Annotated in this window: 24 protein-coding genes and 1 other RNA gene; 18 read left to right on the top strand and 7 right to left on the bottom strand. The window is 66.0% G+C overall.

All coding sequences use genetic code 11. From position 1 onward, the window contains the following. The first annotated feature begins 58 nt into the window (after positions 1–58). Positions 59–1,228 (top strand): DUF2863 family protein, encoded by a 1,170-nt coding sequence (locus tag ACKVEX_RS03575; RefSeq protein ID WP_473214320.1) that lies wholly within the window; start codon positions 59–61, stop codon positions 1,226–1,228. Between the two features lie 11 nt (positions 1,229–1,239). After that, positions 1,240–1,644: a peptide-methionine (R)-S-oxide reductase MsrB gene (gene msrB / locus ACKVEX_RS03570; RefSeq protein ID WP_473214319.1), complete on the top strand. Its 405-nt coding sequence runs from the start codon at positions 1,240–1,242 to the stop codon at positions 1,642–1,644. Between the two features lie 13 nt (positions 1,645–1,657). Here msrB and ACKVEX_RS03565 read toward each other — a convergent pair whose 3' ends face one another. Continuing rightward, on the bottom strand, positions 1,658–2,572 hold the full coding sequence (locus ACKVEX_RS03565; RefSeq protein WP_473214318.1) for an alpha/beta fold hydrolase: 915 nt from the start codon (positions 2,570–2,572) through the stop codon (positions 1,658–1,660). A gap of 111 nt (positions 2,573–2,683) precedes the next feature. Next, complete coding sequence (locus ACKVEX_RS03560; RefSeq protein WP_473214317.1) at positions 2,684–5,038, bottom strand: DNA internalization-related competence protein ComEC/Rec2; 2,355 nt, start codon at positions 5,036–5,038, stop codon at positions 2,684–2,686. Between the two features lie 102 nt (positions 5,039–5,140). Here ACKVEX_RS03560 and ACKVEX_RS03555 point away from each other — a divergent pair, with 102 nt between their 5' ends. Further along, on the top strand, positions 5,141–5,689 hold the full coding sequence (locus ACKVEX_RS03555) for a DUF2062 domain-containing protein (protein ID WP_473214316.1): 549 nt from the start codon (positions 5,141–5,143) through the stop codon (positions 5,687–5,689). A 126-nt stretch (positions 5,690–5,815) separates the two neighbouring features. On the opposite strand, the gene lolD is transcribed toward ACKVEX_RS03555, so the two are convergent. Then, entirely contained in the window at positions 5,816–6,505 is a 690-nt protein-coding gene (lolD, locus tag ACKVEX_RS03550; RefSeq protein WP_473214315.1) for a lipoprotein-releasing ABC transporter ATP-binding protein LolD, read from the bottom strand. Then, on the bottom strand, positions 6,498–7,751 hold the full coding sequence (locus ACKVEX_RS03545; RefSeq protein WP_473214568.1) for a lipoprotein-releasing ABC transporter permease subunit: 1,254 nt from the start codon (positions 7,749–7,751) through the stop codon (positions 6,498–6,500). The genes lolD and ACKVEX_RS03545 overlap by 8 nt, the downstream gene beginning before the upstream one ends. Before the next feature lie 234 nt (positions 7,752–7,985). Between ACKVEX_RS03545 and ACKVEX_RS03540 the strand changes: the two genes are divergently transcribed. The 8 genes from ACKVEX_RS03540 (at position 7,986) to ACKVEX_RS03505 (ending at position 17,393) form a co-directional block, all read left to right on the top strand. After that, complete coding sequence (locus tag ACKVEX_RS03540) at positions 7,986–9,023, top strand: hypothetical protein (protein WP_473214314.1); 1,038 nt, start codon at positions 7,986–7,988, stop codon at positions 9,021–9,023. Further along, positions 9,020–10,711, top strand: coding sequence for a single-stranded-DNA-specific exonuclease RecJ (recJ, locus tag ACKVEX_RS03535; protein ID WP_473214313.1), 1,692 nt, complete (start codon positions 9,020–9,022; stop codon positions 10,709–10,711). Before ACKVEX_RS03540 ends, recJ begins: the two co-directional genes overlap by 4 nt. Positions 10,712–10,793: 82 nt before the next feature. After that, positions 10,794–11,898, top strand: a protein-coding gene (gene prfB, locus ACKVEX_RS03530) for a peptide chain release factor 2 (protein ID WP_473214312.1) whose coding sequence is annotated in 2 segments (ribosomal slippage) — positions 10,794–10,874 and positions 10,876–11,898 — 1,104 coding nt in all. Because the reading frame shifts where the segments join, the coding sequence is not laid out codon by codon here. Positions 11,899–11,956: 58 nt separating this feature from the next. Continuing rightward, complete coding sequence (locus tag ACKVEX_RS03525) at positions 11,957–12,202, top strand: hypothetical protein (RefSeq protein WP_473214311.1); 246 nt, start codon at positions 11,957–11,959, stop codon at positions 12,200–12,202. Further along, the gene (locus ACKVEX_RS03520; protein WP_473214310.1) at positions 12,175–12,573 is read left to right on the top strand and encodes a type II toxin-antitoxin system VapC family toxin; all 399 of its coding nucleotides are present in this window, start codon (positions 12,175–12,177) and stop codon (positions 12,571–12,573) included. Before ACKVEX_RS03525 ends, ACKVEX_RS03520 begins: the two co-directional genes overlap by 28 nt. A 31-nt stretch (positions 12,574–12,604) precedes the next feature. Beyond that, positions 12,605–13,897, top strand: a complete 1,293-nt coding sequence (locus tag ACKVEX_RS03515) for a hypothetical protein (protein WP_473214309.1) — start codon at positions 12,605–12,607, stop codon at positions 13,895–13,897. Continuing rightward, entirely contained in the window at positions 13,897–14,604 is a 708-nt protein-coding gene (locus ACKVEX_RS03510) for a hypothetical protein (RefSeq protein ID WP_473214567.1), read from the top strand. Before ACKVEX_RS03515 ends, ACKVEX_RS03510 begins: the two co-directional genes overlap by 1 nt. After that, positions 14,604–17,393, top strand: coding sequence for an AAA family ATPase (locus ACKVEX_RS03505; protein WP_473214308.1), 2,790 nt, complete (start codon positions 14,604–14,606; stop codon positions 17,391–17,393). The genes ACKVEX_RS03510 and ACKVEX_RS03505 overlap by 1 nt, the downstream gene beginning before the upstream one ends. Before the next feature lie 189 nt (positions 17,394–17,582). Here the strand turns inward: ACKVEX_RS03505 and ACKVEX_RS03500 are convergent, their stop codons facing one another. Both ACKVEX_RS03500 and ACKVEX_RS03495 read right to left on the bottom strand, forming a co-directional pair. Beyond that, entirely contained in the window at positions 17,583–18,605 is a 1,023-nt protein-coding gene (locus ACKVEX_RS03500; protein ID WP_473214307.1) for a M14 family metallopeptidase, read from the bottom strand. Between the two features lie 4 nt (positions 18,606–18,609). Then, complete coding sequence (locus ACKVEX_RS03495; protein ID WP_473214306.1) at positions 18,610–20,031, bottom strand: glutamate-cysteine ligase family protein; 1,422 nt, start codon at positions 20,029–20,031, stop codon at positions 18,610–18,612. A gap of 183 nt (positions 20,032–20,214) precedes the next feature. Between ACKVEX_RS03495 and ACKVEX_RS03490 the strand changes: the two genes are divergently transcribed. From ACKVEX_RS03490 to ACKVEX_RS03475, 4 genes are all read left to right on the top strand, one after another. Continuing rightward, entirely contained in the window at positions 20,215–20,568 is a 354-nt protein-coding gene (locus ACKVEX_RS03490; protein WP_473214305.1) for a hypothetical protein, read from the top strand. A gap of 479 nt (positions 20,569–21,047) precedes the next feature. Further along, positions 21,048–21,373, top strand: a transfer-messenger RNA (tmRNA) gene (gene ssrA / locus ACKVEX_RS03485). Positions 21,374–21,411: 38 nt separating this feature from the next. After that, the gene (locus ACKVEX_RS03480; RefSeq protein ID WP_473214304.1) at positions 21,412–21,861 is read left to right on the top strand and encodes a YaiI/YqxD family protein; all 450 of its coding nucleotides are present in this window, start codon (positions 21,412–21,414) and stop codon (positions 21,859–21,861) included. Further along, a complete protein-coding gene (locus ACKVEX_RS03475) occupies positions 21,858–22,181 on the top strand; it encodes an antibiotic biosynthesis monooxygenase family protein (RefSeq protein ID WP_473214303.1) in 324 nt (107 codons plus the stop codon). Before ACKVEX_RS03480 ends, ACKVEX_RS03475 begins: the two co-directional genes overlap by 4 nt. A 63-nt stretch (positions 22,182–22,244) precedes the next feature. Here the strand turns inward: ACKVEX_RS03475 and ACKVEX_RS03470 are convergent, their stop codons facing one another. Continuing rightward, positions 22,245–23,369 (bottom strand): Fic family protein, encoded by a 1,125-nt coding sequence (locus ACKVEX_RS03470; RefSeq protein WP_473214302.1) that lies wholly within the window; start codon positions 23,367–23,369, stop codon positions 22,245–22,247. A 287-nt stretch (positions 23,370–23,656) separates the two neighbouring features. On the opposite strand from ACKVEX_RS03470, the gene ACKVEX_RS03465 reads away from it, so the two are divergent. The 3 genes from ACKVEX_RS03465 to ACKVEX_RS03455 are packed head-to-tail and all read left to right on the top strand — an operon-like array spanning position 23,657 to position 25,270. Beyond that, a complete protein-coding gene (locus tag ACKVEX_RS03465) occupies positions 23,657–24,172 on the top strand; it encodes an O-acetyl-ADP-ribose deacetylase (protein WP_473214301.1) in 516 nt (171 codons plus the stop codon). Positions 24,173–24,207: 35 nt separating this feature from the next. Next, complete coding sequence (locus tag ACKVEX_RS03460) at positions 24,208–24,735, top strand: GNAT family N-acetyltransferase (protein WP_473214300.1); 528 nt, start codon at positions 24,208–24,210, stop codon at positions 24,733–24,735. A 40-nt stretch (positions 24,736–24,775) separates the two neighbouring features. Beyond that, a complete protein-coding gene (locus ACKVEX_RS03455) occupies positions 24,776–25,270 on the top strand; it encodes a YbbN family protein (RefSeq protein ID WP_473214299.1) in 495 nt (164 codons plus the stop codon). Positions 25,271–25,272 lie beyond the last annotated feature (2 nt).

Below are 25,272 nucleotides of genomic sequence, written 5' to 3'. Positions count from 1 at the left end.
TACGCATGCAGGGACCCGGGCGACCTCGTTCGCCGCGCCCTCCCCAAAAAGGACGACCATGAAAAGAATCCGTCAGAAACGTCGCAGCGGAGTGAACCGCGAAACCGAACAAATCATCCGCATGGCGGTCGGCCTGAGCGAATCGGGCAGCCGCGCCGAAGACGCATTCTGGGACCGCCAGCTGTCCGCAACGATCGACCTGATGCTGCAGGAACAGGACGAGGAAGGACTCAATGCGGCACTGGACGCACTGCACGGCAGCAACCCGGGAGCATACGAGGAACTGGCCGACTTCATAGAATCGCGCGCCGAGAACGCGTCGGCCCTGTCGACGACACATGACGTGCTTTTGATCGGGGCGCCGGTGCTGGCCTGGTCGCGCTACCAGATTCCGGCGAACAGCATCCCGCCGGCCGTAATGTCCAATCTGCGCGTTCATCTGCAGGCACACATCTTCGCCGATGATGCCCGGATCGCGCTGGCTGATTACCTGTTCAGCCCCGATCAGCTTCCACAGGGCTATTGCGCGACCGCCGACTTCGCACAGGCGCTCGGTCGCGCCGCACTCGACAATCACGACCTGCAGCTCGAAACCCGCGGGATGCCGGAAACCGCGCATTTCCTGTCCGACACCCGCTATCTGCTGGCGGCCGTTGCGGTTCCGAAGGGGCATGCCCTGTTCACCTGGCAGCAAGAGGGGGGCAGCCGGGAACAGGCACTGATCCAGTGGCGCAATCAGGGCGGTGCCTGCCTCGGACCCATCCTGCCAGGCGCCACGATCGAGGTCGTTCTGCCCGAGACCTATTTCGCCGCGAGCCGCCAATCCGATCGGAGCAGCCGTCCCTATGCGGTCCGGGCATCAGTGGCCTTTCTCGGCGTCGAACTCGAAACCCCGGCGGCCAGCCTCCGCGCGGTCATCGCCCCGTTTCACGATCGCGAGCTGGAAGAATACCGGATCGGCTTCTCGGTCAATGGCGGCGACCAGATCGTGCATGGCGTCGTCTGGCCCCTGCTCGGCCCGGAGGACGAACACAGCGACATTCCCGCGCAGATCGAGGCCGTCCTGCGCGACTGCGGCGTCACCGACATCGTGAACCTCGAGCACCGTTTTCCGCTCGAATACTGCGACGATTGCGGCGCACCGATGTATCCAACCGCCGATGGTGCAACCGCGCATGCCGAGATGCCGGAATCGCCCGGCGAGCACGCACCCCGGCATCTGCACTGAGGTCCAGCCTGATGACACGCAAGATCGACAAACCGGACGCGCAGTGGCGCACTGCGCTCACGCCCGAGCAATTTCACGTGACCCGCGAGAAAGGCACCGAGCGGGCCTTCAGCGGGGAGTACTGGAACACCTGGGACCCGGGCGAGTACCGCTGCCGATGCTGTGGTGCGCCGCTGTTTCATTCCGAGCACAAGTTCGACGCGGGCTGCGGTTGGCCCAGTTTCTGGACCGCCGCCGCAGCCGAAAACGTCGAGACCGCAGAGGACCGCAGCCACTTCATGCGACGCATCGAAGTGCTGTGCCAGCAATGCGGTGCGCACCTCGGTCATGTCTTCGAGGACGGTCCCCAGCCCACCGGCCTGCGCTACTGCATCAATTCGGCTTCGATCAAGTTCTTGCCGCAGGACGACGCCTGAGCCCGGCACACGATCACGATGCCAGCAGGAAGTCTCGCACGATACGGGTCTGCGACTCGTCCATGAACATCGGCGCATGCCCGACGCCCGGGATTTCGACGATCTGGGCGCAGGGTCCGGTTTCGGCCATCTTCAACAGCGTCGAATGCTCGAGAAGGTCCGATTCGGCACCCCGGATCGCCAGGGTGGGGCAACGGATGGCCTTGTAGGCATCCCATAGCTCGTAGTCCCCGAGTATGGGCGTGCTGCGGAATACATCGCCGATCCCGGGGTCATAGACCATCACGAATCCGCCTTCGACCGGACGCACCGAGTAACAGGTGAGGTGCTGCCACTGCGCGTCGGTCAAGGGTCCGAACGGCGCACTGACCTCGCGGATCCAGGCCTCGGCCGCGGCCATCGTCGGAAACTTGGGCGCACGACCGACGTACTCCGCGATCCGGCGCAGCGATGTCGCGGTGATCACCGGCCCCAGGTCGTTCAGCACCAGCCTGGACACCGGTGTATGCGGCAAGCCCGCCAGCATCATGCCGATGATCCCGCCCATCGACGTGCCGACCCAATGCACGGTTTCGGCATTGAGTCGCGCGATCAGCGTCACCATGTCCGACACGTAGAGCGCGGGGTTGTAGTCGGCCTTGACTCCGAGCCAGTCGCTCCTGCCGCGTCCGACCACGTCGGGACAGACCACCCGGTATTCGTCCATCAATGCCTGGGCGAGAAAGTCGAAATCACGACCGTTTCGGGTCAAGCCATGCACGCAGATCAGGACCTTGCGGTTTTCCGGATCGCCCCATTCCGTATAGGCCATACGATGCAGTCCGTGCGGCCCGATGCACTGCACCGAGCGTTCGCGCACGCCGGCATGGCGTCGTTGCACAGCGTTTGGCGGTTCAAAGAAACTGCGCACTGCGTCGAGCAAACTCATTCCCGGTCCTCGCAAGTCAAGCCAGTCTGCGCGCGAGTGTAACCCGCTTTTCCGCCGACTCTGCGAACCGGAGGGTCGATGAATCTGGAATTTGCCGGGAGGCGCAACGGTTCAGCGTCCGTGCCAGTAGCGCGGCGCGCGCGTGCGCTGCGACGCGACCTTGAGGCCGCCCTCGCCAACATCCACCGTGATCGCGCCCTGTGCATCGGTGCGCCAGTTGCGCGCACCGGCGACCGCCCAACGCGCCCACACCTCCGGGTGCGGGTGCCGGAAGGGATTCAGATTGCCGACCACGTGAATCGCGTGGCGCGCAGACACCGCTGCCACGAAGGGCGCGGTCGAAGAGCTTCGACTGCCATGATGCGGAACCAGCACGACATCGCTGGCCAACGCCGGCCCCCACCTCGCAACGAGCGCCTGTTCGGCCGGCGACTCGATGTCACCGGCCAGCAGGACCGAGCCTGCAGCAGTCGAGATGCGGATCACGCAGGAGTTGTCGTTCGGCTTGCGAAACGGCGGTGTGTCCCGAGACGGATGCAAGACCTCGAACCGCACACCGTCCCACGCCCAGTCCCTGCCCGCGACACACGACACCGCATCCTCGGCCGCGGCGGCCAGGGCCGCGTGATCCTCAGCCGGTGTCGTCATTAGTCGCGAGACCGGCATGCCGGCCAGCAGGGTCGCCGCGCCGCCGGCATGATCGCCGTCTCCGTGAGAGATCACCAGCTTGTGCAGCCGCGATACGCCCGTCGCCACGAAGTACGGCAACAGCACCCGACCCCCGGCATCGGCCGAACGACCGAAGGATGGACCTGCATCGAAGAGCAGATCGTGCGTCGCGGTCTGCACGTGAACCGCAAGCCCATGTCCTACATCGAGCGCCACCACGCGAAACTGCCCGAGCTCGGGTCGGGGCGGTGACCACCACAGCAGGGGCAGCATCGCCAGCATCGCGACATGGCGGGCTGGTTGCCCCCGCGGCAACAGCAGCCAAGCGACCGCGACCACGGCGCACAGCGTCAGCAGCGGCGGTTGCGCCGCCTGCTGCCACATCGCGTGCGGTGACGCGGCGAGCCAATCCAGCCATCGCATCATCCATTCGGTCACCCAGTGCGCGATGTGCAGCACGGCCGGGGCCGGCACGACGATCGCGAGCAGGCTCAGCGGCGCAATCACGAAGCTGACCATCGGAATCGCCAGCGCATTCGCGAACGGGGCCACCAGCGAGAAGGCGTTGAACAGGACCAGCAGCGCGGGAACCGTCGCAAACGTGATCGCAAGCTGGATCCTGACCGCCGTCGCCCACGCCGAAGGCCGTCCCAGCCGTCCGCTCATGACGAAGATGATGACCCCCACCGCACCGAAGGACAGCCAGAAGCCGGCCGACAGAACCGCCCACGGGTCAAGCACCAGCACCCCGAGCAGCGCCAGTGCGAGCACCCGACCCGGACGCGCTTCACGGCCCGACAGGATCGCGAACCCAGCCACCGCCAGCATGATCAGCGCGCGCAGGGTCGGCAATCCGAGCCCGGCGAGCAGCGCATAGACCGTCGCGAACAGCAGACCGGCCAGTATGGCAGCCTTCTGGGTCGGCATCGCCAGCGCAAGCCGGGGCACCCGTCGCCAGACCGCACCCACCAGCCCTCCGGCCAGCACGGCCACCAGCGATACGTGCAGACCCGAAATGCTGACCAGATGCGCGACTGCGGTCCGGCGAAAGACCTCCCAGTGAGCGGCTGGGATCGCACGCTGGTCGCCGATCGCCAATGCGATCGGAATGCCGGCATGCTCTTCGTCAGCCAGCGTATCGGCGAAGCGGCCGCGAATCGCGTCTCGCGCGCGGTGCACGAGGTTCATCGGCGCCAACACGAATGCCGCCAGGCGCCGATTTTCGCCGTGCTCCCGGACATAGCCGGTGGCCCGGATGTTGCGTTCCAGCAACCATGCCTCGTAGTCGAACCCATGGGGATTGACGAGTCCATGCGGACGCTTCAGGCGCACCGTCAACCGCCAGCGCTCACCCGGCCGAAGATTCGGCAACACCGGTGCGTCCGCACGCCTGGGCAGGTACCAGGACAGCTGGATGCGTCGCGGTACCGGTGCCGTCGCGGCATCCACCAACAGCTCGAACCGGACCGACCGCTCCAGATATCGAGGCAAGCCGCTGATCACGCCGGTGACCTCGAGGTCGCGCGACTCCCACTGCATCGGCAACGCGTCTGCCAGCCGCCATTGCGCGCGCCATGCCGACCACGCAAATCCGGATACAACGGCGATCAGCACGATTGCGATGCGATAGCCAGCGCCGACTCGGGCATCGCGCGTTGTGCCGGCGATCGACCCGATGGCCAGAAGGGTCACCAGGAGTAGAATCGTTCCCCCGAGCAACAGGGGCCTGCCCGGTAGCGCTGGAAGCATCTGCATCGCAGCGACGCCGCAGGCGAATCCGATTATTGGCATCGACATGATATCTGCATAATGCCTAATGCATAATGCGGTGACAAGCGAACCGATCGGGTAACCCTCCGCTCAGATGAACTACGTTCTCGATTCAGGATCACTTCGTGCATGCGTAACAGACTGCGACGCTTTCTCCCGGACCATGAAGCCGTGCACTCCAATCGCTGGCTACGTCCGTTCGCGAATACGCTGCTCCATCCGCGCCTGTGGCACCTGAACCGGCATTCGGTCGCCGGCGGGATCGCGACCGGCCTGTTCTGCGGTCTGATCCCTGGACCCTTTCAGATGCTCAGTACCGCGATCGCGTGCGTCGTGTTTCGCGTCAATCTGCCGCTGGCGCTGATCACCACGCTGTATTCCAACCCCTTGACCATCGTTCCGCTGTATCTGGCAGCCTATGCGATGGGCGCGCTCGTGCTGGGCGAGAGCCCGACCAGCTTCGTGCCCCCGCCGGACCTGGAAGGGGTCGGGCTTTTCGAGTGGGCGCACTTGCTGCTGCCCTGGGTGCTGGATCTCGGCAAACCGCTTGCGGTCGGACTGGTGCTGCTCGCCGGGGCACTGGCGCTCACGGGCTACTTCAGCGTGCGCGCCGCATGGCGGGTCTGGTTGATCCGCGCCTGGCGCGCCCGGGCCGTCAAACGCGCCAACCGGCCGTGACGCCGGATCGGGCAGTCGATCGCCTGCAAGGCCGACATGGGGGCGCACCTGCGCGTTGCCCTGCCCCGGGCTCGCCTGATGCTCCGGAGCGTCGCGCCGCCGGGCCCGGTCCGGCTGACAAGTGACTCAGGAAAGCAGCATGCCATCCTCGATTCGCACGGTGCGCATCACGCGCCGTCCGATGGTCTCGTCATGGGTAACGATGACGAAGCTGGTGTGGAGCCGCTCGTTCAGGCTCAGCATCAGGTCGAACACGCCGTCGGCGGTGCGGCGGTCCAGATTGCCGGTCGGCTCGTCGGCCAGCACGCAGGCCGGTTCGGTCACCAGCGCCCGCGCGATCGCGGCCCGCTGACGTTCCCCGCCCGACATCTCTCCGGGCGCGTGGTCGAGCCTGTGAGCCAGGCCCACTTCGGCCAGCATCGCCGACGCCCGCTCATCGGCCTGCGCCTTGTCCATACGGCGGATGTACAGCGGCATCGCAACGTTCTCGAGCGCGCTGAATTCCGGCAGCAGGTGGTGGAACTGATAGACGAAACCCAGCGCCACGTTGCGCAGTCGCCCGCGCTCCGCGTCCGACATGCGCGAGAAGTCCCTGCCCTGCAGCGCGACCGTACCCGACGTCGGCACGTCCAGCCCACCCAGCAGATGCAGCAGGGTGCTCTTGCCCGACCCCGACGCGCCGACGATCGCGAGCCGTTCGCCGCGCTCGACGACGAGCGTCACATCCTTGAGCACGGTCAGTGCGTCCGGCCCCTCGCGAAAGATCTTGGTCAGTGCGCGGCACGCGAGCACCGGCGTTTCGACGACGTCATTCATAGCGCAGGGCCTCGGCGGGATTCACGCGGGACGCGCGCCAGCTCGGATACAGCGTCGCCAGCAGCGTGAGCACGAAGGACAGTGACGTAATCGTGATCACGTCGCTCGCCAGCACCTGCGACGGCAACTCGCTGATGTAATAGACCTCCTTGTTCCACAACGTCGCGCCGGTGAGCGCCTCGATCGCCGGAATCACGACATCCAGGTTGCTCGCGAGCAGCAGGCCGCCGACCACCCCGGCCACCAGGCCCACCATGCCGATTATCGCGCCCTGAAGCACGAATACCGTCATGATCGAGCTCGGACTCGCACCCAGGGTGCGCAAAATCGCGATGTCGGCGTATTTCTCCTGCACCGCCATGACCAGCGTGGACACGATGTTGAACGCCGCCACCGCGACGATCAGGAACAGGATGATGGTCATCATCGTCTTCTCGAGCTGCACCGCCCGGAAGAAATTGGCGTGACTGCGGGTCCAGTCGGTGACCAGCGCCGGCACGTCGATCATGCCCGCCAGCTCGCGCGCGACGCGCGGCGCTGCGAACAGGTCCTCGAGCTTGAGCCGAACGCCGGTCACCAGGTCGCCCATGCGGTACAGGACCTGAGCGTCCCGCATGTGGATCAGCGCCAGACCGGAGTCGTACTCGAACATGCCCGCCTCGAAGATGCCGACCACTTCGAACTGCTTCACGCGCGGGATCACCGCAGCCGGCGTCACCAGACCCTGCGGCGCGATCAGCGTGACCTTGTCGCCCATGCCCACCCGCAGCGCGAACGCGAGATCGCGCCCCAGCACGATGCCGAATCCACCCTGGCGCAACGCGTCCAGCGAACCGGCCTTCATGTAGGCGGCAAAATCGGCGACCTGCTCCTCCTCGGCGGGCAGCACTCCGCGCACGATCGTGCCGCGCACATTCTGATCGAAGGAGAGCATGCCCTGCTCCTGCACATACGGTGCGCTCGCCACCACATTGCGGTGCTGGGCCGCCTGCCCCGCTACCCGCTGCCAGGCATCGAGCTCGCCTTCGTAACCCGACACCTGGATGTGCGAGGCCACGCCCAGGATGCGGGTGCGCAACTCCTCCTGAAAACCGTTCATCACCGACAACACCACGATCAGCGCAGCCACGCCGAGCGCCGTTCCGAGCATGGAGACGAGCGAGATGAAGGAGATGAATCGGTTGCGCCCCTGCGCACGCTTGCGCGAGCGGGTGTAGCGCAGACCGACCAGGAATTCGTAGCGCATCGGCTGGCGTGATGACGAAAAGCCGACATTCTGCCGCAAGCGTGCCGACAACGCGATCCCGCTGGCTGCGCTCGCGTTCGTCGACCGGCAGGCCGCGGCCGCTCGCCCGGGCGGCGTCAGCGGGTCCATGCCCCTCCGGGATCGGCTGGTCCGGACCCGCCCCTGCTGTTAGACTCGACACGCCCGACGAACCGTCGCACCCATGCTGCACCCATTTCCACGACGCCCCTCCCGATGAATCTCCAGCTTGTCCTGCCCGGCCTGATCTGGCCGAGCCCGAATGCGGTCGGCCTGACGAGCGGCCTGCAGCTTCCCGCCCTCGAGCGACTGATCGGTCTCGCGCACGTCAGGGCCGGCCCGCAGACGACCCTGTTCCATTGCCTGCAGCGGATCTTCAGGCTCGATAAAGACTGCCCGGTCGCCGCGCTGCGACGCCTGGGAGAGACCGACGGTGCCGATCGTGTCGAGGATGGTGCCATCTGGCTGTGCGCCGACCCGGTTCATCTGCACTTCGCGCGCGAGCACATGCTGCTGTCCGACGCATCGGGACTAGGCATCACCGAGCCGGAAGCGACCGAGCTGAGCGCGACGATCAACGCATTCCTGGCCGAATCCGAACCCGCGCTCGGCCGCATCGAGGCGGCCACGTCGCAGCGGTGGTACCTGCATCTGGCCGAACCGACCGCAACGCGCTTTCATGCGCTGGATGACGTGGTCGGACGACCGATATCGCATTTCATGCCCGAAGGCGACGACGCCCGCTCCTGGCGACGCGTCGCGAACGAGATTCAGGTGCTGCTACATGCGCATCCGGTCAATCAGGCGCGCGAAGCCGACGGCCGCCCTGCGATCAACAGCGTCTGGTTCTGGGGCGCAGGGCAGCTTCCGGTCGACCGATCGGCACGCATCACGGCGCCCGCGCCGCTGGTCTGCGCAGACGACCCGATCGTCCTCGGACTGGCTCGGGCCGCCGGCGTGCAGACACGGGCATGCGCGGAGCTGCCGTCACAGGATGCGTTGGTGGTACTTGACCGTCTGCATCGGGCCGCGCTCCAGCTCGACCTGGATCGATGGCGCGACATCCTGGCGGAACTCGAGCGAGATTGGTTCGGCCCCCTGCTTGCGATGCTGAAATCCGGACGCTTGCGTGAGCTGCAACTCGTGTTGCCGGGCGACCGATTGAGCCTGGACATCGCCGTGACCCGCAGCGACACGTGGAAGTTCTGGCGACGCCCCCGCACGCTCGACTCCTTCACGCAGGCACCGGCATGACCCGAATCCTGACCCGCCCGACCCCGCCTCGCGCGGTGCAGGCCCTGATCGACAGCGGCGTGCATCCGCTGCTCGCGCGCATCTACGCCGCACGCGGCATTCGGCGCCGCGACGAACTCGACTATGCGCTGAAGACGCTGCTGCCGCCGGACGCGCTGCGCGGCACGCGCGAGGCCGCCACGCTGCTGGCCGATGCGATCGGGGCCGGCGCGCGCATGGTGATCGTCGCCGACTACGACTGCGACGGCGCCACCGCCTGCGCGGTCGGCATCCGCGCGCTGCGCGCCTTCGGTGCGGACGTCGGCTATCTGGTACCGAACCGCTTCGAGTACGGCTACGGGCTGACCCCGGCCATCGTGGAGCTGGCCGCGCGCATGGAGCCGGACCTGCTGATAACCGTCGACAACGGCATCGCCAGCGTGGAGGGGGTCGCGGCCGCGCGCAGCCATGGCATGGCCACGCTGATCACCGACCATCACTTGCCCGGCGACACACTGCCCGAAGCGGACGTGATCGTGAACCCGAATCAGCCGGGCTGCGACTTCCCGAGCAAGGCACTGGCAGGTGTGGGCGTGATGTTCTACACGATGCTGGCGCTGCGCGCCGAACTGCGCGAACGCGGCATGTTCTCGGAACGGCCGGAACCCAGGCTCGGGGATCTGCTCGATCTGGTCGCGCTCGGCACGGTCGCCGACGTGGTCAAGCTCGACCACAACAACCGCATCCTGGTGTCGCAGGGGCTCGCGCGCATTCGCGCCGGACGCATGCAGGCCGGCGTGCGCGCCCTGTTCGCCGCCGCCGCGCGCGAAGCCGCCCGCGCCAGTACCTTCGATCTCGGCTTCGGACTCGGCCCGCGTCTGAACGCAGCCGGTCGGCTGTCGGACATGAGCCTCGGCATCGAATGCCTGATCACCGACGACCCGGGGCGTGCGCTGAACATCGCTCAAGAACTCGACAAGCTCAATCGCGAGCGGCGTGGCATCGAACAGGAGATGCAGCAGGATGCCTTGGAGCGCCTGGCCGGCTTCGATCCGGGCAACACCGCCAGCGTGAGCCTGTTCGAACCAGACTGGCATCAGGGCGTGATCGGCATCGTGGCGGGTCGCATCAAGGAGAAGCTCCACCGGCCCGTGGTCGCGTTCGCACGCGGCCAGGACGGGGAGTTGAAGGGCTCGGGTCGCTCCATCGCCAGTCTCCACCTTCGCGATGCGCTGGACCTGGTCAGCAAGCAACAACCCGATCTGATTCTGCGCTTCGGCGGGCACGCGATGGCCGCCGGCCTGAGCATCCGCGAGGAAGACTACCCGCGCTTTCAGTCCGCCTTCGAGGACGTGGTCCGCGCGCTGGTCGATCCGGCCGAGCTGACCCGCAGCATCGAGACCGACGGCACGCTGGAGGGCGGCTGGATGAGCCTGGACTCGGCCCGTCTGATCGAACAGGACATCTGGGGCCAGGGTTTCCCTGCGCCGGTCTTCGACGATCGCTTCCGCGTGGAGCGCCAGCGCCTGCTGAAGGACCGCCACCTGAAGCTGCAGCTTTCGAAGAACGGCGTGCGCTACAACGCCATCCAGTTCAACTTCGCCGAAGGCGCACCGACCGAGATTCATGCTGCGTACAGGCTGGCACCGAACGAGTTCAACGGCGTCACCAGCCTGCAGCTGATGCTGGAGCATTTCGAACCGGCCTGATCCGGGGCCGGCTCAAACTGCGCCCCGACGTAAACGCAGCGTGTATACTTTCGGGTTTTCCGAACTTTGCCGGAGCAGTTCCATGGAAGCCGAACGCCTCAACAGCCTGTCCGAAAAACTCGACGACCTGCGCGCCCGCGCTCGTGAACTGCGGAGGTATCTTTGACTACGCTGAAAAGGCCAGCAAACTTCAGGAATTGAACCTCGCGCTGGAGGATCCGGCGATCTGGAACGACGCCGAGCGCGCGCAGGAGATCGGCAAGGAGAAGCGTCAGCTCGAGAATGTCGTGGACGCACTCGATGACATCGAGCAATTATCCAACGACCTCAAGGACTTGTTCGATCTGGCCGAGGCCGAAGCCGACGAGGACACGCTTGTCGCGGTCGAGACCGACGTGACGGTGCTCGAAGAGAAGGTGCATCAACTCGAATTCCGGCGCATGTTCTCGCACCCGATGGATCCGAGCCACTGCTTCATCGAGATCCAGGCTGGCGCCGGCGGCACCGAGGCCCAGGACTGGGCAGGCATGCTCGAGCGCATGTATCTGCGCTATTGCGAGCGCAAGGGCTTCGACGTCGAGATCATGGAAGAATCCGAGGGCGACGTCGCCGGCATCAAGGGCGCGACGATCAAGGTCAATGGCGACTATGCCTACGGCTTTCTGCGCACCGAGACCGGCATCCATCGCCTGGTGCGCAAGAGCCCGTTCGACTCCAACGCACGCCGCCACACCAGCTTCTGCTCGGTGTTCGTGTATCCGGAAGTGGACGATTCGATCGAGATCGAGATCAACCCGGCTGATCTGCGCGTCGACACCTATCGCGCGTCCGGCGCCGGCGGCCAGCACATCAACAAGACCGATTCCGCGGTGCGGATCACGCATGAGCCCAGCGGCATCGTCGTGCAGTGCCAGAACGACCGCTCGCAGCACAAGAACCGTGCCGAAGCCATGTCCATGCTGAAGGCCCGGCTGTACGAGATGGAACTGCGCAAGCGCCAGAGCGAGCAGCAGGTCCTGGAAGACAGCAAGAGCGACATCGGCTGGGGCCACCAGATCCGCTCCTACGTGCTCGACCAGTCCCGCATCAAGGACCTGCGCACCAACCACGAGGTGGGTAACACGCAGGCGGTGCTGGACGGCGACCTGGACGATTTCATCGCGGCGAGTTTGAAACAGGGAGTTTGAACGCTGACATGTACGTACTATACTTTTTAACGTACATAAGCTGTTCACCGGATTCGCCATGGAACACATCACGCTGACTGCGCTCAGGCAGAACATATTCCAGATCGCCGACCGCGTGCTCGCCACCGGCGAGCCGGTCTTGATCGAGCGTGATGGCCAACGACTGGTGCTCGCACCGGAACCGATGCCCGCCCGCCTGGACCGTCTGCCGAAACGAACGGCGATCGCTGGCGATCCGGAAGAACTTGTCGATGTGTCGCCCTGGGACGAACGCGAATGGCGCAAAAACCAGTCGCTCCGCTGATCCACCTCGATACCCATGTCGTGTGCTGGCTCTACGCGGGCGACGTCGAACGGCTCAGCGTAGATGCCCATTCGGCGATAGAAGGCGGACGGCTGGGGATTTCACCGATGGTGGAACTCGAGCTGGAATACCTGCGCGAAATCGGGCGTCTGCTCGTTGACCCGGCGATCGTGGTCGGCTCGCTCGCGAACGAACTCGGACTCGCGGTCAGTCAGACCTCGTTCCCGGCCGTGGTCGCCAGGGCGCGCGAGATCGACTGGACCCGCGACCCCTTCGATCGCCTGATCGCCGCCCAGGCGCAGGCCGACGGCGCCCGGCTCGTCACCAAAGACAAGCACGTCCGCGAGTGCTTTGCCGCGGCATTGTGGTAATCCCGGGCAATCCAGGACGCCTTAACGAATCTTGAACCCAGCGCCAAACGACTTCGCGGAGTTTCTCGCCCCGGGCGTCGCCGCCGACGACGTGCTCGAGCTGGCACCGTTGGTGGCGGCGCGGCCGATACTCGACGCGTTCATCACTCTGTTTCGTGGCTCCGAGGCCGAGGTATTACTACGCCTGCTGGTGCTGCGCGAGATCGGCCGCGAGTCGGAGAGTCCGCGCTTCACGCCCGAGGCGCTGCGCGCGCGTTTCACCTATGTCGAGCCGGTCAAGCTCGAGACGGTGCTGAAGCGCCTGCGCGACAACACGCTGCTCACTTTCGCCGAGGACGGCCACTATCACCTGTCGGACATGGGACGCAACGCGGTCGCGGCGATCTCGATGCTGCTGCGCTTCAGCGAGGAAGAGGACGCCGAACTCGGCTTCCTGACCGCCCAGCTCGCCGGCCTGCAGGCGGTCGGCAGCATCACGTCGGACGCGCTCGGCCACCTGCTGTCCAAGCTCAACGACCTGACCTGGCATTTCGAGCAGGCGATCGCGTCGGGTTCGGAGTTCAACATCGTCGCGTCGCGCCGCCGCCTGTCGGCCAACGAACGCTGGCTCGCACGCGGCACCGACATCATGAACCAGTTGCTGTCCGACCCGGATGTCGATTTCGACATCGCACGCATCGCGCAGCGCATCGGCCTCGCGCAATCCCGCCTGGCGCGGGTGGACGCGAGCTTCCAGCGCGCGCTGAACAAGATCGAGGCGCAGCGTGTCACGCTCGGCGCCTCCGGCATTTCGTCGTCCGATGTGGCGGCCTGGCTGCGTGGGTTCGATATCGACCAGCTCGCGGACATGGCCGTTGACGCCGTCGCCGCGGTGCCCGACCTTCCGCTGCTCGCCGGCGGCCATGAACTGCTCGACCGCGCCGAGGTGGTGCTCAGCGAGGAGTTCCGCGCCCGCGAGGCCGACCAGGCCCTGCCACCTCCGAGCGATGCGGATGTCGATACCCGTGCCGAACATGAGGACCTCGCGCTGCTCGAACACTTCACCCGCCGCATCGAAGCCCTGCCCGAACCGGCGCCGCTCGCGAGGGTCGTCGCCGGCGGCGGCTTCGCACCGGCCTCCTATCGCCTGTCCATGCTCGCGCTGCTTGCCGACGGCGGCGAAGGGCCCGCCGAAGGGCCGGTCGGCGCCTTCATGCGCCTGCCAGTCGAGGTGCGGTTCGGCGACGAGCTCATGCCAGTCGGCGACGACGACATCGCGCTGATCAGCCACGGCGAAGTCGCTCCGCACGCATCCGGTCCGACTGCCACGGAGAATCCCCGATGATCGAACACGACGTCAAGGCACTCACCGCACGCCTGATCGCACAACGCTGGCTGCCTCGCAGCGACCGTCTGGTGCGCCGCGCTTTGGTCGACGAGGCCTTCCGCATCGACCTCGACCACCGCCTCGCCGCGGTCGGCCTGCAACTGCAGGACAACCCCTATGCCGGCCATGTCGCGGTAGCGCTGGCACCCAACATGATGGAGCCAGTCTTCGGCGCCCGCCGCGAATACGCCGCGAGCAACGTCGGCCTCAACCGCGACGAAATCGCACTGCTGGTCGTGATCTGGTCGCTGATCGTGCTGCCCAAACGCGAGCGGCAGGTCACCCGCCGCGAGGTTGCAGACGACGGTCAGACCGACCTGTTCGGTGGCGACAAGCCGGTCGCGCACGACGCCACGGTGTCCGCCGGCCTGTCCGAAGCCTCGCTGATCGCCGACTTTGGCCCCAAGCTGGGCGGGCGCAGCCGGGTCAAGGCCTTCATGCTCGGCAAGCTCGCGCGCCTCGGCTTCATCGAGCGGCGCAACGGCATGATCCTCGAGGGCCCGCTGCTGGACGTCGCGCTCGACTACCGCGTCATGGCCGACCGCATCATCCACGGCACGCTGGCCGACGTACTCGCGGGCGCCGGCCATCCGGTGCCCGAGGCCAACGCCTTCGAGCAGGCCGACCGCCTGCCGGACCACGATCCCGACGAAGAAGAAGCCTGATGTTCCACATCAAACGACTCGAACTGGTCCACTGGGACTACTGGCGCCGCTTCTCGCTGCCGCTGGACGCGCAGATCATCACCATCGTCGGCCCGAACGGATCGGGCAAGACCACGCTGCTGGACGCGCTGCGCACGCTGTTCGCGCTGCGATGCTCCGGCAAGCGCGACTTCCGCCGCTACGTGCGCCGTGCCGATCGCAGCTTCGCGTGGATTCGCGCAGTGGTCGCCAACCAGCCGGGCAACACCGGGCGGCGCCCTTTCTTTCCGTGCCTGGCCGACGAGGTCACGCTGGCCTGCCGCATACGCCGTGCCGGCGGCGAATGGACCCGCGACTACACCATCATCGACGGCGATCTCGAGATCGAGGCGCTGGAGCGGTCCGAGGACTGGATCGGCCTACGCGACTACCAGAACCGGCTCGCGTGGGGCGGCCTGACACCGGCCATCGCCAAGGTGCTGGCGCTCGAGCAGGGCGATACCGACAAGCTGTGCGAATATTCTCCGCGCGCGCTGCTGGAGCTGGTGTTCGACGTGTTCGGCGACAAGGAAGTGCTCGACAACTACCAGGCCGCCCGGGAGGAACAGCGCAATACCGAGCGCGAACTCGACGATCTCGGCCTGGATCTCGACCGCCTGCGTGCCCAGGCCGAGGCCCGACGCCTGGAAGCCGACAACTATCTGCAGTGGAAGCAGATCGCCGACGAGGCGCGGGCGCTGGAAGCCGAGATAGTGCCGCGGCTCGAAGCCGCCGAGCTGACCCGCGACATCGACGACGAGCGCGCACGGCTGGCCGCCGAGCGAGGCGAGCGCGCCGCTCGCCTCAACGCACGCCGCGACGCGTCGAGCCGTCTCGAGACCGTCGAAGCCGAGAAGGCCGCCGCCGAGGCCAAGCGTACCGCCCTCGCCGCCTTCGCAACCGACACCGAAGCCCGTCATCTCGCCGCCCACGATCGGTTGCGCGACCTCGAGAAGCTGCTGCAAGAGCGCGACCTGCTGCGCGCCCAGCTGGCTGCCGAACACGGCGCCGACGCGGTCGCCCTCGAGACCGAGCACGAGGCGGCCGAGGCCGAACTCACCCGTCTGCGTGCCGCCGAGCGCGATTGCGTGGCTCACCTCGAAGACAAGACCCAGAGTCTGCGCAACGCGAAGGCCTGCAGCGGCCCACCGAGCGCCCCGGAGGTCGCCCGCTTCCGCACACTGCTTGCCGACGAAGGCATCGCCCACTGCGGCCTCGCCGACATCGTCGAGGTCACCGACCCGCTGTGGCAGACCGCAGTCGAGGCGGTGCTCAGACCCTACCGCCACATCGTGTTACTGGAGCGCGAAGGGGACCGTCATGCCGCGTGGGCACTGGGCGAACGCGAACGCTTCCGCCACTTCGTCGTACCCGAGCGAGAGGAAGCCGCCCCCGTTCGCCCGCAAAGCCTCGCCGAAGTCGTGCGTTTCTCCGCCCCTGTTCCGCGCTGGCTCGCGGACCTGCTCAATCGCATCCGACGGGTCGACAGCGTCGAATTCGCGCGCAAGCTGGATCGCGACGTCGAATGGATCACGCGCGACGCCTACCATCGCGAGCGCCGCGGGGCGCGCCACCTCGGCCGGCCCACCGAGTTCCACTTCGGCGAACTTGCCCGCCAGGCCCGCATCGCACAGCTCGAGGAAGACATCGGCACGCTCGACGCCGAACTGCTCAGGCTGCGACCCACGGTCGCGCAGGCGGCCGAACGCCTGACCGCGCTGCGCCAGCGCCTGCTCGGCCTGCAATCGGCACAATTGCTCGCCGCCAAGGCTGCACAATACGCCGAAGCCGAGACCAGGCTACCCGAAGCGCGCAGGATGCTGGCCGACGCGACCGCCGAACGTCACAGCGCCCGCGCGGCCTCCGACGCGCTCGCTGGCAGGCTTTCCGGCATCGCGATCGAGATCGACCGCCGCAGGCGCGAACTCGGCGCCATCAACACCCGCCTGGCCGAACTCGAACGCGAGACCGGTCCGCGCCGCCACGCCCAGGCCCAGCGCATCCTGCGCCTGCGCGCGCTGCGCCGCGGCATGCCAACGCAGTGGCGCGACCCGGCGGACATCGCATTGCTCGCCGAGCGCTATGAGTCCGCCGCCGGTGCGCGCCGCGAGCGCGACCGCCTGCGCACACGACTCGCAGAGGGCGACTGGATCACGGACGCATCGGTGCTGACCCTGTCCGAACGCCTGAAGGCGGATGTCGCCAAACGCGAGCAGGACTACGGCGACCGCCAGGGCTATTGCGCAACCGCCCGGCGCCTCACCGAGGACGCACGCAACGCGTACATCGCCAAGCTGCGTGCCACCGTGCGCCAGTACGGCAAGAACCTGAAGGCGCTCGGTGATCTGGCCGGCGTCGGCGTGGACTGCCCGCCGCCCGCCCTCGGCCATGATGATGTGTCGCTCGCCCAGGCCGGACTTGAAGTGCGCTTCGACTTCGACCGCAAGGGCGCGGTCGGCCTAAACGACGGCGAGGCCTCCGGCGGCCAGCAGGTCATGAAATCGCTGATCCTGCTCATCGCACTGCTGATGGACGAAGCCCGTCCCGGAGGGTTCGTGTTCATCGACGAACCGTTCGCCCACCTCGACGTCGCCAACATCGACCGTGTCGGCACCTTCCTGCGCGCCACCCGCGCCCAGTACCTGATCACCACCCCGGTCACCCACAACGCCAACGTCTTCGCGCCGGCCCAGCTCACGCTGGTCACGCGCAAGAAGAAACCCGGCGACGACTGGGCGCCGACCATCGGCGTGCTGGCGCGCGCGGTCTGAGCCAGGCAGATCGTCCGAATGAGCGCACCAACGCCTGAGTGGTAGCCGCCGGACGCGGACGGAATCTCCATCGCCTGGCCCACCGACCCCGCGCGCTCCAGTCTTCGCGGCAAGCATGTTGGCACAGGGGAACAGGAAAGCCTGTTCTGGGCCGAAGCCTGAGCCCCGGGTCGGCCCGTTCGAACGAACTCAGGCGCCGTGCGGCAGGCCCATCCGCTCCATCAGGTAGCACAGGCAGTCCTGACGGATCACGGTCTCGTCCAGTGTCAGCATGGAGGGCATCACGCTGCGCTTCAGGCGCACGCAGCCGTGCTCGAACGTGAGGTAGGCATCGCTGACGTCGCGACCGCCATCGTCCATCGCGAGCAGTCGAGGCGGCTGGCCGGCAGGAAAGAAACCGAGGATGGTGCCGGCCGGCATTTCGCGGAAGTTCATGCGTTCGAGGTCCGGCAACAGGTCGAGCATCAGGTCGTTGCGCCCGAACCCGAAACTGATGTCGTCCGGCACGCGCACCTGTACCACGGTGTGGAACAGGTGAAGGTCACTGTCCCGGACCTCATGGCGGGGAATGTCCGTCAGGTGCAGGCACGCGTCGAGGAACTCGGCCGAGTGCTCGATGCCGTGCTCGTCGCCGGGTTTGCCGCATTCGAGCGTCACCGCCGGACACAAGCGCGCCATCGCCGCGCTCTGGGTGCCGCACGGCGTCTCGAAGAACACCGCGGTACGTCCGAACAGCGCCGCGAGCTGCAGGCACGCGGTATCGAGCACATTCACGCACGCGTAATGCGGATTCAGGCCGGTGTTGTTGTGCACATCGATGCTGGCGAACAAGGCCCGGCCCTTCATCTCGTCGAACACCGCCTGCATCAGATCCGTCTCGGCACAGGATGCGATGGTCGTGCCCGGCCACACCCGGTTGTAGTCCGGTTGCCCGGCCAGGCGCCGCATGCCGACGCGCGCGGCATCGATGTTGCCCACGAACAGGCTCAGCTGGCGCGGCAGAGGTTGGTCCCGATACCTGCGCAACAGCCGCTGTGCGGCGAGCAGCCCGGTGGTTTCGTTGCCGTGCAACATGACGCTGACGAACAGCGTGTCCGGCCGGCGCCCTCGCAGATGGATCAGGGTCGGAGCAGGCAGAATCCGATGCAGGTCCTGGGCAGAGACATCGAGAAACGCGGCAGGCAATGCGTCGAGCTGATGCAGTCGGGGCAAGTCATCACTCCCATAGATGGACCGGTATGTCGTGGCGCTGATAGTCGAGCATCGCGGCGGTGAGCGCAGCGAACGCGCCCGGGTACCGTGCGATGAAACGACGCTGCCACACGGCTCCATTCTGCCCGCTCTCGAGCCGACGTTCCAACACGCCCAGATAACGGTCGGCATCGCCGCGATTCACGCCCAAGGCTTCGAGCCCTGTCACAGCGTGGGGTAACAAGGTCTTCAGCAACAGTCGCCCGAGCGACTGTCTTTGTCCGTCCAGCCAGTCGACGCGCGCAGCAAGGCCGAGACGCGCCGCCTCGTAGAAGTTGCTGCGGCTTCGGGCAAACTCCAGCGATTCCACTGGTTGGTCCATGTAATGACGGACCAGCCCGAGGAAGAGCGCCGTGTTCGCGACCATGTCCGCCAGCGTCGGCCCCGCCGGAAGCGTGCGGTGCTCGAGCCGGATGTGCACGCCGCCTCCATCGTCGAAACCGACGATCGGTCGGTTCCAGCGCCAGATCGTGCCATTGTGCAGCCGCAGATGGGCGAGGCGGCCGTGCGCATCGTCCAGGATCGGCAGCAGCACCGGAAAATGGATCAGGTTCTCCTCGAAGCATTCGAGGATGCTGCGACGGGCGTAGCCCGACCCGAACGAGACCCGGCGCAGCGGGCCACGGCACGCGCCCGCGATACCGCCCAGGCCGACCGCCTGTTCGAACAGCGGTATCCGGGTCTCGTCCCACAACTCGTGTCCAAACAGGAACGGCGCGTTCGCGCACGCGGCCACCATCGGCGCCGACACCAGGATGGCCGCATTGTAGGCGCGTCTGATCAGGTGGGCCGGCAGGCGTAGATGAATCTGCAGCGACGTGGCGGCCGCCTCGGGCATCACGCTGTCCAGATCCTGGATCAGGTGCTCGCGCCCCTTGATGTCGAGCCTGAACGGCGCACCCCGATGCGCACGCATGACCTGCCGGTTCAGCGCCAGGTATCGGTTCAGCGGCGAGATGTTCGCAAGCGACAGCGCCGCGCGGTCCAGCGTGGGCAGGATGCCGAACAGTCCGATGCGCAAGCCCAGCGAAGCGGCCACCCGCTGCGCATGCGCCCACTGCTTATCGAGGGCAGCATGCAGGCTGGACAGCACATCGTCACGGATTGGCAGCGGCTCGAAGTTGAACTCGACGTTATGCTGCGCCAGTTCGGCCGACGCGAGCGGGGAGTCCATCGCGACCAGGAAAGCCTGATTGCGCATGGCCGGCGCGAGACTGTCGGAGTCGACCAGACAGGTTTCGAGCTCCAGACCGAGCAGCGCGGTGTCATCGGTCGTCCCACGCGCGGTGAAGTCGGCGACCAGCGACGTCGTCTCGTCGGCCAGCCGCCGGGCGAACTCGTCGAAGTCGCGGGCGGTGAATACGACATGGTCGATCTCCTGGCCCATCGCGTCCTCCCGGCAGCTGACATGCGCTCGATTCTAGCAGCGAGTGCCGGTCGCTGCGCTGCAGCGCGAACGGCAAATTGTCGCAAGCGGCCGCCGGTGCAGTCGCTACAATGCGTACCTTGCCGTATTCACCACCACAGGTCCGCCCCCGCCAGCGGCACTCGCGTGACAAAGGACGATTGAATGAGCGGTTTCGGACACTTCGACCGCAACGCGGACGATATCGAGCACGAGATCTTCAAACGCGGTATCGCGCTGGGTATCGACTGGAGCGATCACGCCAGGATGCATGCGTTGGCACGCCGGGCGCTCAGTTGCACGCCGTCCTGCATGATGGGCATGTTGCGCAGCCCGATCCGCAGCGAAAAACTGACCGGCGAGTTCTTCATGCTGTCCGGGCTCATGCTGGACAACATGCGCCAGAGCGCCGAGATCGGCGTGCATACGCACGGGGGTCCTGCGTGGAAGGCCTTTGGCCACGCGCTTTACGAGGAATATGAAGCCGGCGTGCGGCCGACCGAGAAGGAAACGCCCTGATCGACGCATTCGAGAGATTGTCGCCCCGCGCATCTCAGGAGCACGGACAGGTCTCGGCGATGTATCGGGACAAGGTCTCGACGGCCGGTTCCTGCATTTGCTGCGGGTGAGTCCTCGGCCCAGCGCACGAAGTCGTTCATGACATCGCTGCCGCTCGGAGCGGGATCCGGTGCGCAGGTAAAGCGCGACTGTTCCGGCACTGCGGCGTAGTAGTAATGCACCGCACCCGCCAGAAAACCATGGCAGGATGCCAGCGCGGTCGGGGCGTCGGGAGCGGCGCTCGACTCACAGACGGCAACCAGGTCTCCCGTTTCCCGAATCTGATATTTCACATCCGCATGGGAAACTGTGGGGGCCAGCATCACAATGGCTGCGGCAGCTAACAATGAGCGCATGAGCAATCCTCCAGTGCTTGGGGTCGCCTGGCCGGTCCGCGTCAATGACGTGCTTAAGACCCTGGCCGGACACGAATGCTCATGAACCTTGTGATCACTTGAAACTTTCCCGCTCCGGCCCCATCATAGGTACATGGTTGTAATTCCGGCAACCCGGAGGCGTTCTGGACAGGGGTTCGATTCCCCTCACCTCCACCTAAGCGTATCGGGATGCGCTTAGGTGGGGGTGTCCCGGTTTCGACAGGGCGATTGAAGGTGAGCAGGCAACCCGAGAGGCGACGGACGTAATCCGCGCAAAACCACAAACGCCAACGATGAGCGTTTCGCACTGGCCGCTTAAGGCCTATGCCGAGGCTGCTTGAGCCTTGTTACCAAAGAAAAGCCGGCGGGGACTTCGGTCCCCGTCGTCATTTCCGGTTCCGCTTTCCGAACGAGGGCGCACACTGACATGCAGATCTGGGTCGACGCCGATGCCTGTCCGGGCGTGATCAAGGACATCCTGTTTCGCGCGGCCGAGCGCGGCGAGATCATCACAACGCTGCTGGCGAACCACTTCGTGCGCGTGCCGCCGTCACGCTTCATCCGTTCGATACAGGTGCTGCAGGGCTTCGATGTCGCCGACAACGAGATCGTCAGGAGGCTGGCCCCCGGGGATCTCGTGATCACGGCCGACATTCCGCTCGCGGCCGAGGTCATCGCCAAGGGTGGGCATGCGCTGAACCCGCGCGGGGAAACCTACTCCAGCGAGAACATCCGCTCGCTGCTCAGCATGCGCGATTTCATGGACACGCTTCGATCGACCGGCATCGACACTGGAGGCCCGCCCGCGCTGAGCCAGGGCGAACGCAAGGCCTTCGCGGCGGCGCTCGATCGGTTCCTGAGAAGGAGACCGACATGAAGTTCATCTTTCAGGTGCGCATGAAACCCGGCTACACCGTCGAGCAGTATGCCGAGGCGTGGGTCGAGGCCAGCGAGATCATCCAGCACACGCCCGGCGCACTCGGCACCTATCTGCATCGCAAGATCGGCGAGCCCGAAACGCTGCTCGCGATCGCGCACTGGCAGTCCAAGGCGCATCGGGACGCCAAGGACGACGACAGCCACGAGACCGTGCGTCGCATCCTTGCGCGGCATGCCGAAAAATGCGAGATCAGCGTGATCGGCGAATTCGACGAGCCCGACTGGTCGGTGATTCCATCCCGGTCTACTTCCCCATGAGTCGGGAGGCGTCCATGGAGGCGCTGTTCCGCGCGTGAGCCAAGGCAGTTTCAGAAAACGCCGCTACTCCGGCAGAGCGTTCAGTTCGTAGCTGGTGCTGCGCCCGCCCGCACCCAATTTCCGCAGCATGCCCCGCGCAAGCAGGCCGTTGATGTCGCGCAGGGCCGTGTCCGGCGAGCACTTGGCGATGGCCGCCCACTTGCTGGTGGTGAGCTTGCCTTCGAAGCCGTCGAGCAGCTTGTTCAGCAACTTCACCTGTCGCTCGTTGAGTGGGGTGGTCGCCCAGCGCTGCCAGAACCGCGCCTTGGTCAATACGGCATCGAGGGTGTGCTGTGCCTGATCGACGGCGCGATGGAGGGTATCGAAGAACCAGGTAAGCCACTCGGTAACATCCATCGACCGGTTCTGCGTCCGCTCCAGGATGTCGTAGTAGGCCTTGCGGTCGCGCTGGATCTGCGCCGACAAGCTGAAGAAGCGTTGAGGGCTGCCATCGACGCGGGCCAGCAGCAGATCGCCGATGGCCCGAGCGATACGGCCATTGCCATCGTCGAACGGGTGCAGAGTGACGAACCACAGATGGCCGAGCCCCGCTTTGATCAGTGGCGGCTCGTTTGATGCACCATTGAGCCAGTCAAGGAAGCTGCTGGTTTCCGCCTCCAGACGCTCAGCCGGCGGTGCCTCGAAATGTACCCGCTGGCGGCCGATCGGACCGGACACCACCCGCATCGGTCCGCTGGCATCGTCGCGCCAGCTTCCGACCTTGATTTTGGAGAGCCCGGAGTAGCCGGTGGGAAACAGTGCGGCATGCCAGCCGAACAGACGCTCCCGTGTTACCGGTGCCTGGCAGTTGGCCGTGGCATCCAGCACCATCTCGACCACGCCCTCGACGTGCCGATCGACCGGCTCAAGCGCGCCGATGTCCACGCCCAGCCTGAGCGCGATGCTCGAACGCACCGATTCGACCTCGAGCTGCTCGCCCTCGATCTCGCTGGTCTTGACAACGTCTTCGGTGAGCGCGGCCAGGCTGGCCTGATCTCGCAGCACCATGGCCACGTCAGCCAGCCGGCCCATTAAAAACCCGTGGGCGCGACTGACCTCAGCCATAGGCGTAACCAGTGCCGCCAGGTCGAAGTGCCAGTTCGGCCAGTCGTTGAACTGCCAGATGTACTTGTAATCGCCGCTTTTCATGCGGAGATTATGGGATGAATTCTTCGAATGCGTAAGTTATTCGCCGCACATCCTGCGGCGTTAGAGACTGCGATTCGCCGCATAACGCCCTGCCGCACCCAGGAATGGGTGTAAGTGACACTGGTTCGCAGCAGCCCGCAGCGCTTCGATTTCGTACTTTCAATAGTCGATTGATGCGCGGTACCATCCCATCGGCAAGACGTATCGGGATGAATTCAGGTTGAGGGGGCATTCCGGTCCCGCTTGCCGGACGCTTAATCCTCCCGACGCGTTCGCAGAGATGGTCTATGAACAAGCGACTAAGCGCAAGGCGCGCGGACATCACCACGCTGAACGTGGATGCGATCGTAAATGCGGCCAAGTCGTCGCTGCTGGGCGGCGGCGGCGTGGACGGGGCGATCCACCGTGCAGCCGGCCCGGCGTTGCTGGCCGAATGCCGAACGCTGGGCGGCTGTCGGACCGGAGATGCGAAGCTGACCGGCGGCCACGGCTTGCCGGCGAGATTCGTGATCCACACGGTAGGACCGGTGTGGCATGGCGGGGACAGGGGCGAAGCAGCGGCGCTGGCTTCATGCTATCGCCGCAGCCTCGAACTGGCGGCCGAGGCCGGCGCACGTACGATCGCGTTTCCGGGCATCAGCACCGGCGTCTATGGCTACCCTTTCGAAGCGGCGGTTCGCATCGCGATTGGGACGGTACGCGAAGCCCTCCGCCGGCTCCCGCAGATCGAGCAGGTCGTGTTCTGTTGCTTCTCGGACACCGATCTCGACACCTGCCGCCGCCTGCTCGCGGAGGAAGAGTGATCGACAATGCCTGGAGGCCCGGGTCGGCACAGGCCATGAGACTGCAGCTCGTCGACTGCACGCATGATGCGCATGCGCAGCAGATCCTGTTCATGCTGAATCACGCGATCGCACATTCGACCGCGATCTACGACTACTACCCTCGCCCGCTGTCGGCCATGCAGGCGTGGTTCGAGGCCAAGGCCTCCCATGGCCATCCGGTCATCGGCGCGGTATCACCCCAGGGCAAGCTGCTCGGCTTCGCGAGCTGGAGCGCCTTTCGGCCCTTCGCCGCCTTCAAGTACAGCGTGGAACATTCGGTCTATGTGCACCCGGAACATGCCGGCAAGGGCATCGGCAGCCTGTTGCTGCAGACCCTGGTCGAGCGCGCGCTCAAACACGACCTGCATGCACTGATCGGCGCGATCGACGCGGACAACGCAGCAAGCATCCGAATGCACGAACGGCTGGGATTCACGCATGCGGGCACGATCCGGCAGGCCGGTTACAAGTTCGGGCGCTGGCTGGATCTGGCCTGGTATCAGCGCATTCTGGATACGCCCGCACACCCGCAGGACGGCTGAGGCGGGTAGGATATGAATTCGATCGGGGTTTGACGGGTGGATGATGAGCAAGCAGCACAGGAAGCACAAACTGGCGACAGATGCAAAACAGGCCCACGCCGAACGCATTCGGCGTCGTGACCGCCGCTTGCTGATCCGCGGCGGACTCGCGCTCGCGGTCGCGGTGCCGCTGGCCGCGGTCGGCGTCATAGCCTACGAACGACGCGCCAGCGCACGCCAGGATCTGTCCGTGATCGGCAACGGCAAGCCTACGGTCGTGCAGGTATTCGACTATGGTTGCGCCGAATGCCGGCAACTGCGCGACAACGTGGCACCGCTGCAGCGCGAGTTCGCCGAGCGGGTGCAGTTTCGCCTGGCGGTGCGTTCGCAGGCGGACGGCGGACTTCTGGCGTCGCGATACAACGCCGAACACACGACGCTGCTGATGTTCGGTCCAGACGGACAACTGCGAAACACGCTGACCGGCGTGCAGGACACCGCGACCATTCGCACCGCGATCTCGTCGTCTTTCCCGGGGCTCAGGGCGTCGAACTGAAC

Source organism: Denitraticella aggregata (assembly GCF_048158365.1).
Classification (GTDB): Bacteria; Pseudomonadota; Gammaproteobacteria; order Burkholderiales; family Rhodocyclaceae; genus Azoarcus_F.
The sequence above is the reverse complement of the archived record's forward strand: the minus strand, read 5'-3'. Positions and strand labels throughout refer to the sequence as shown.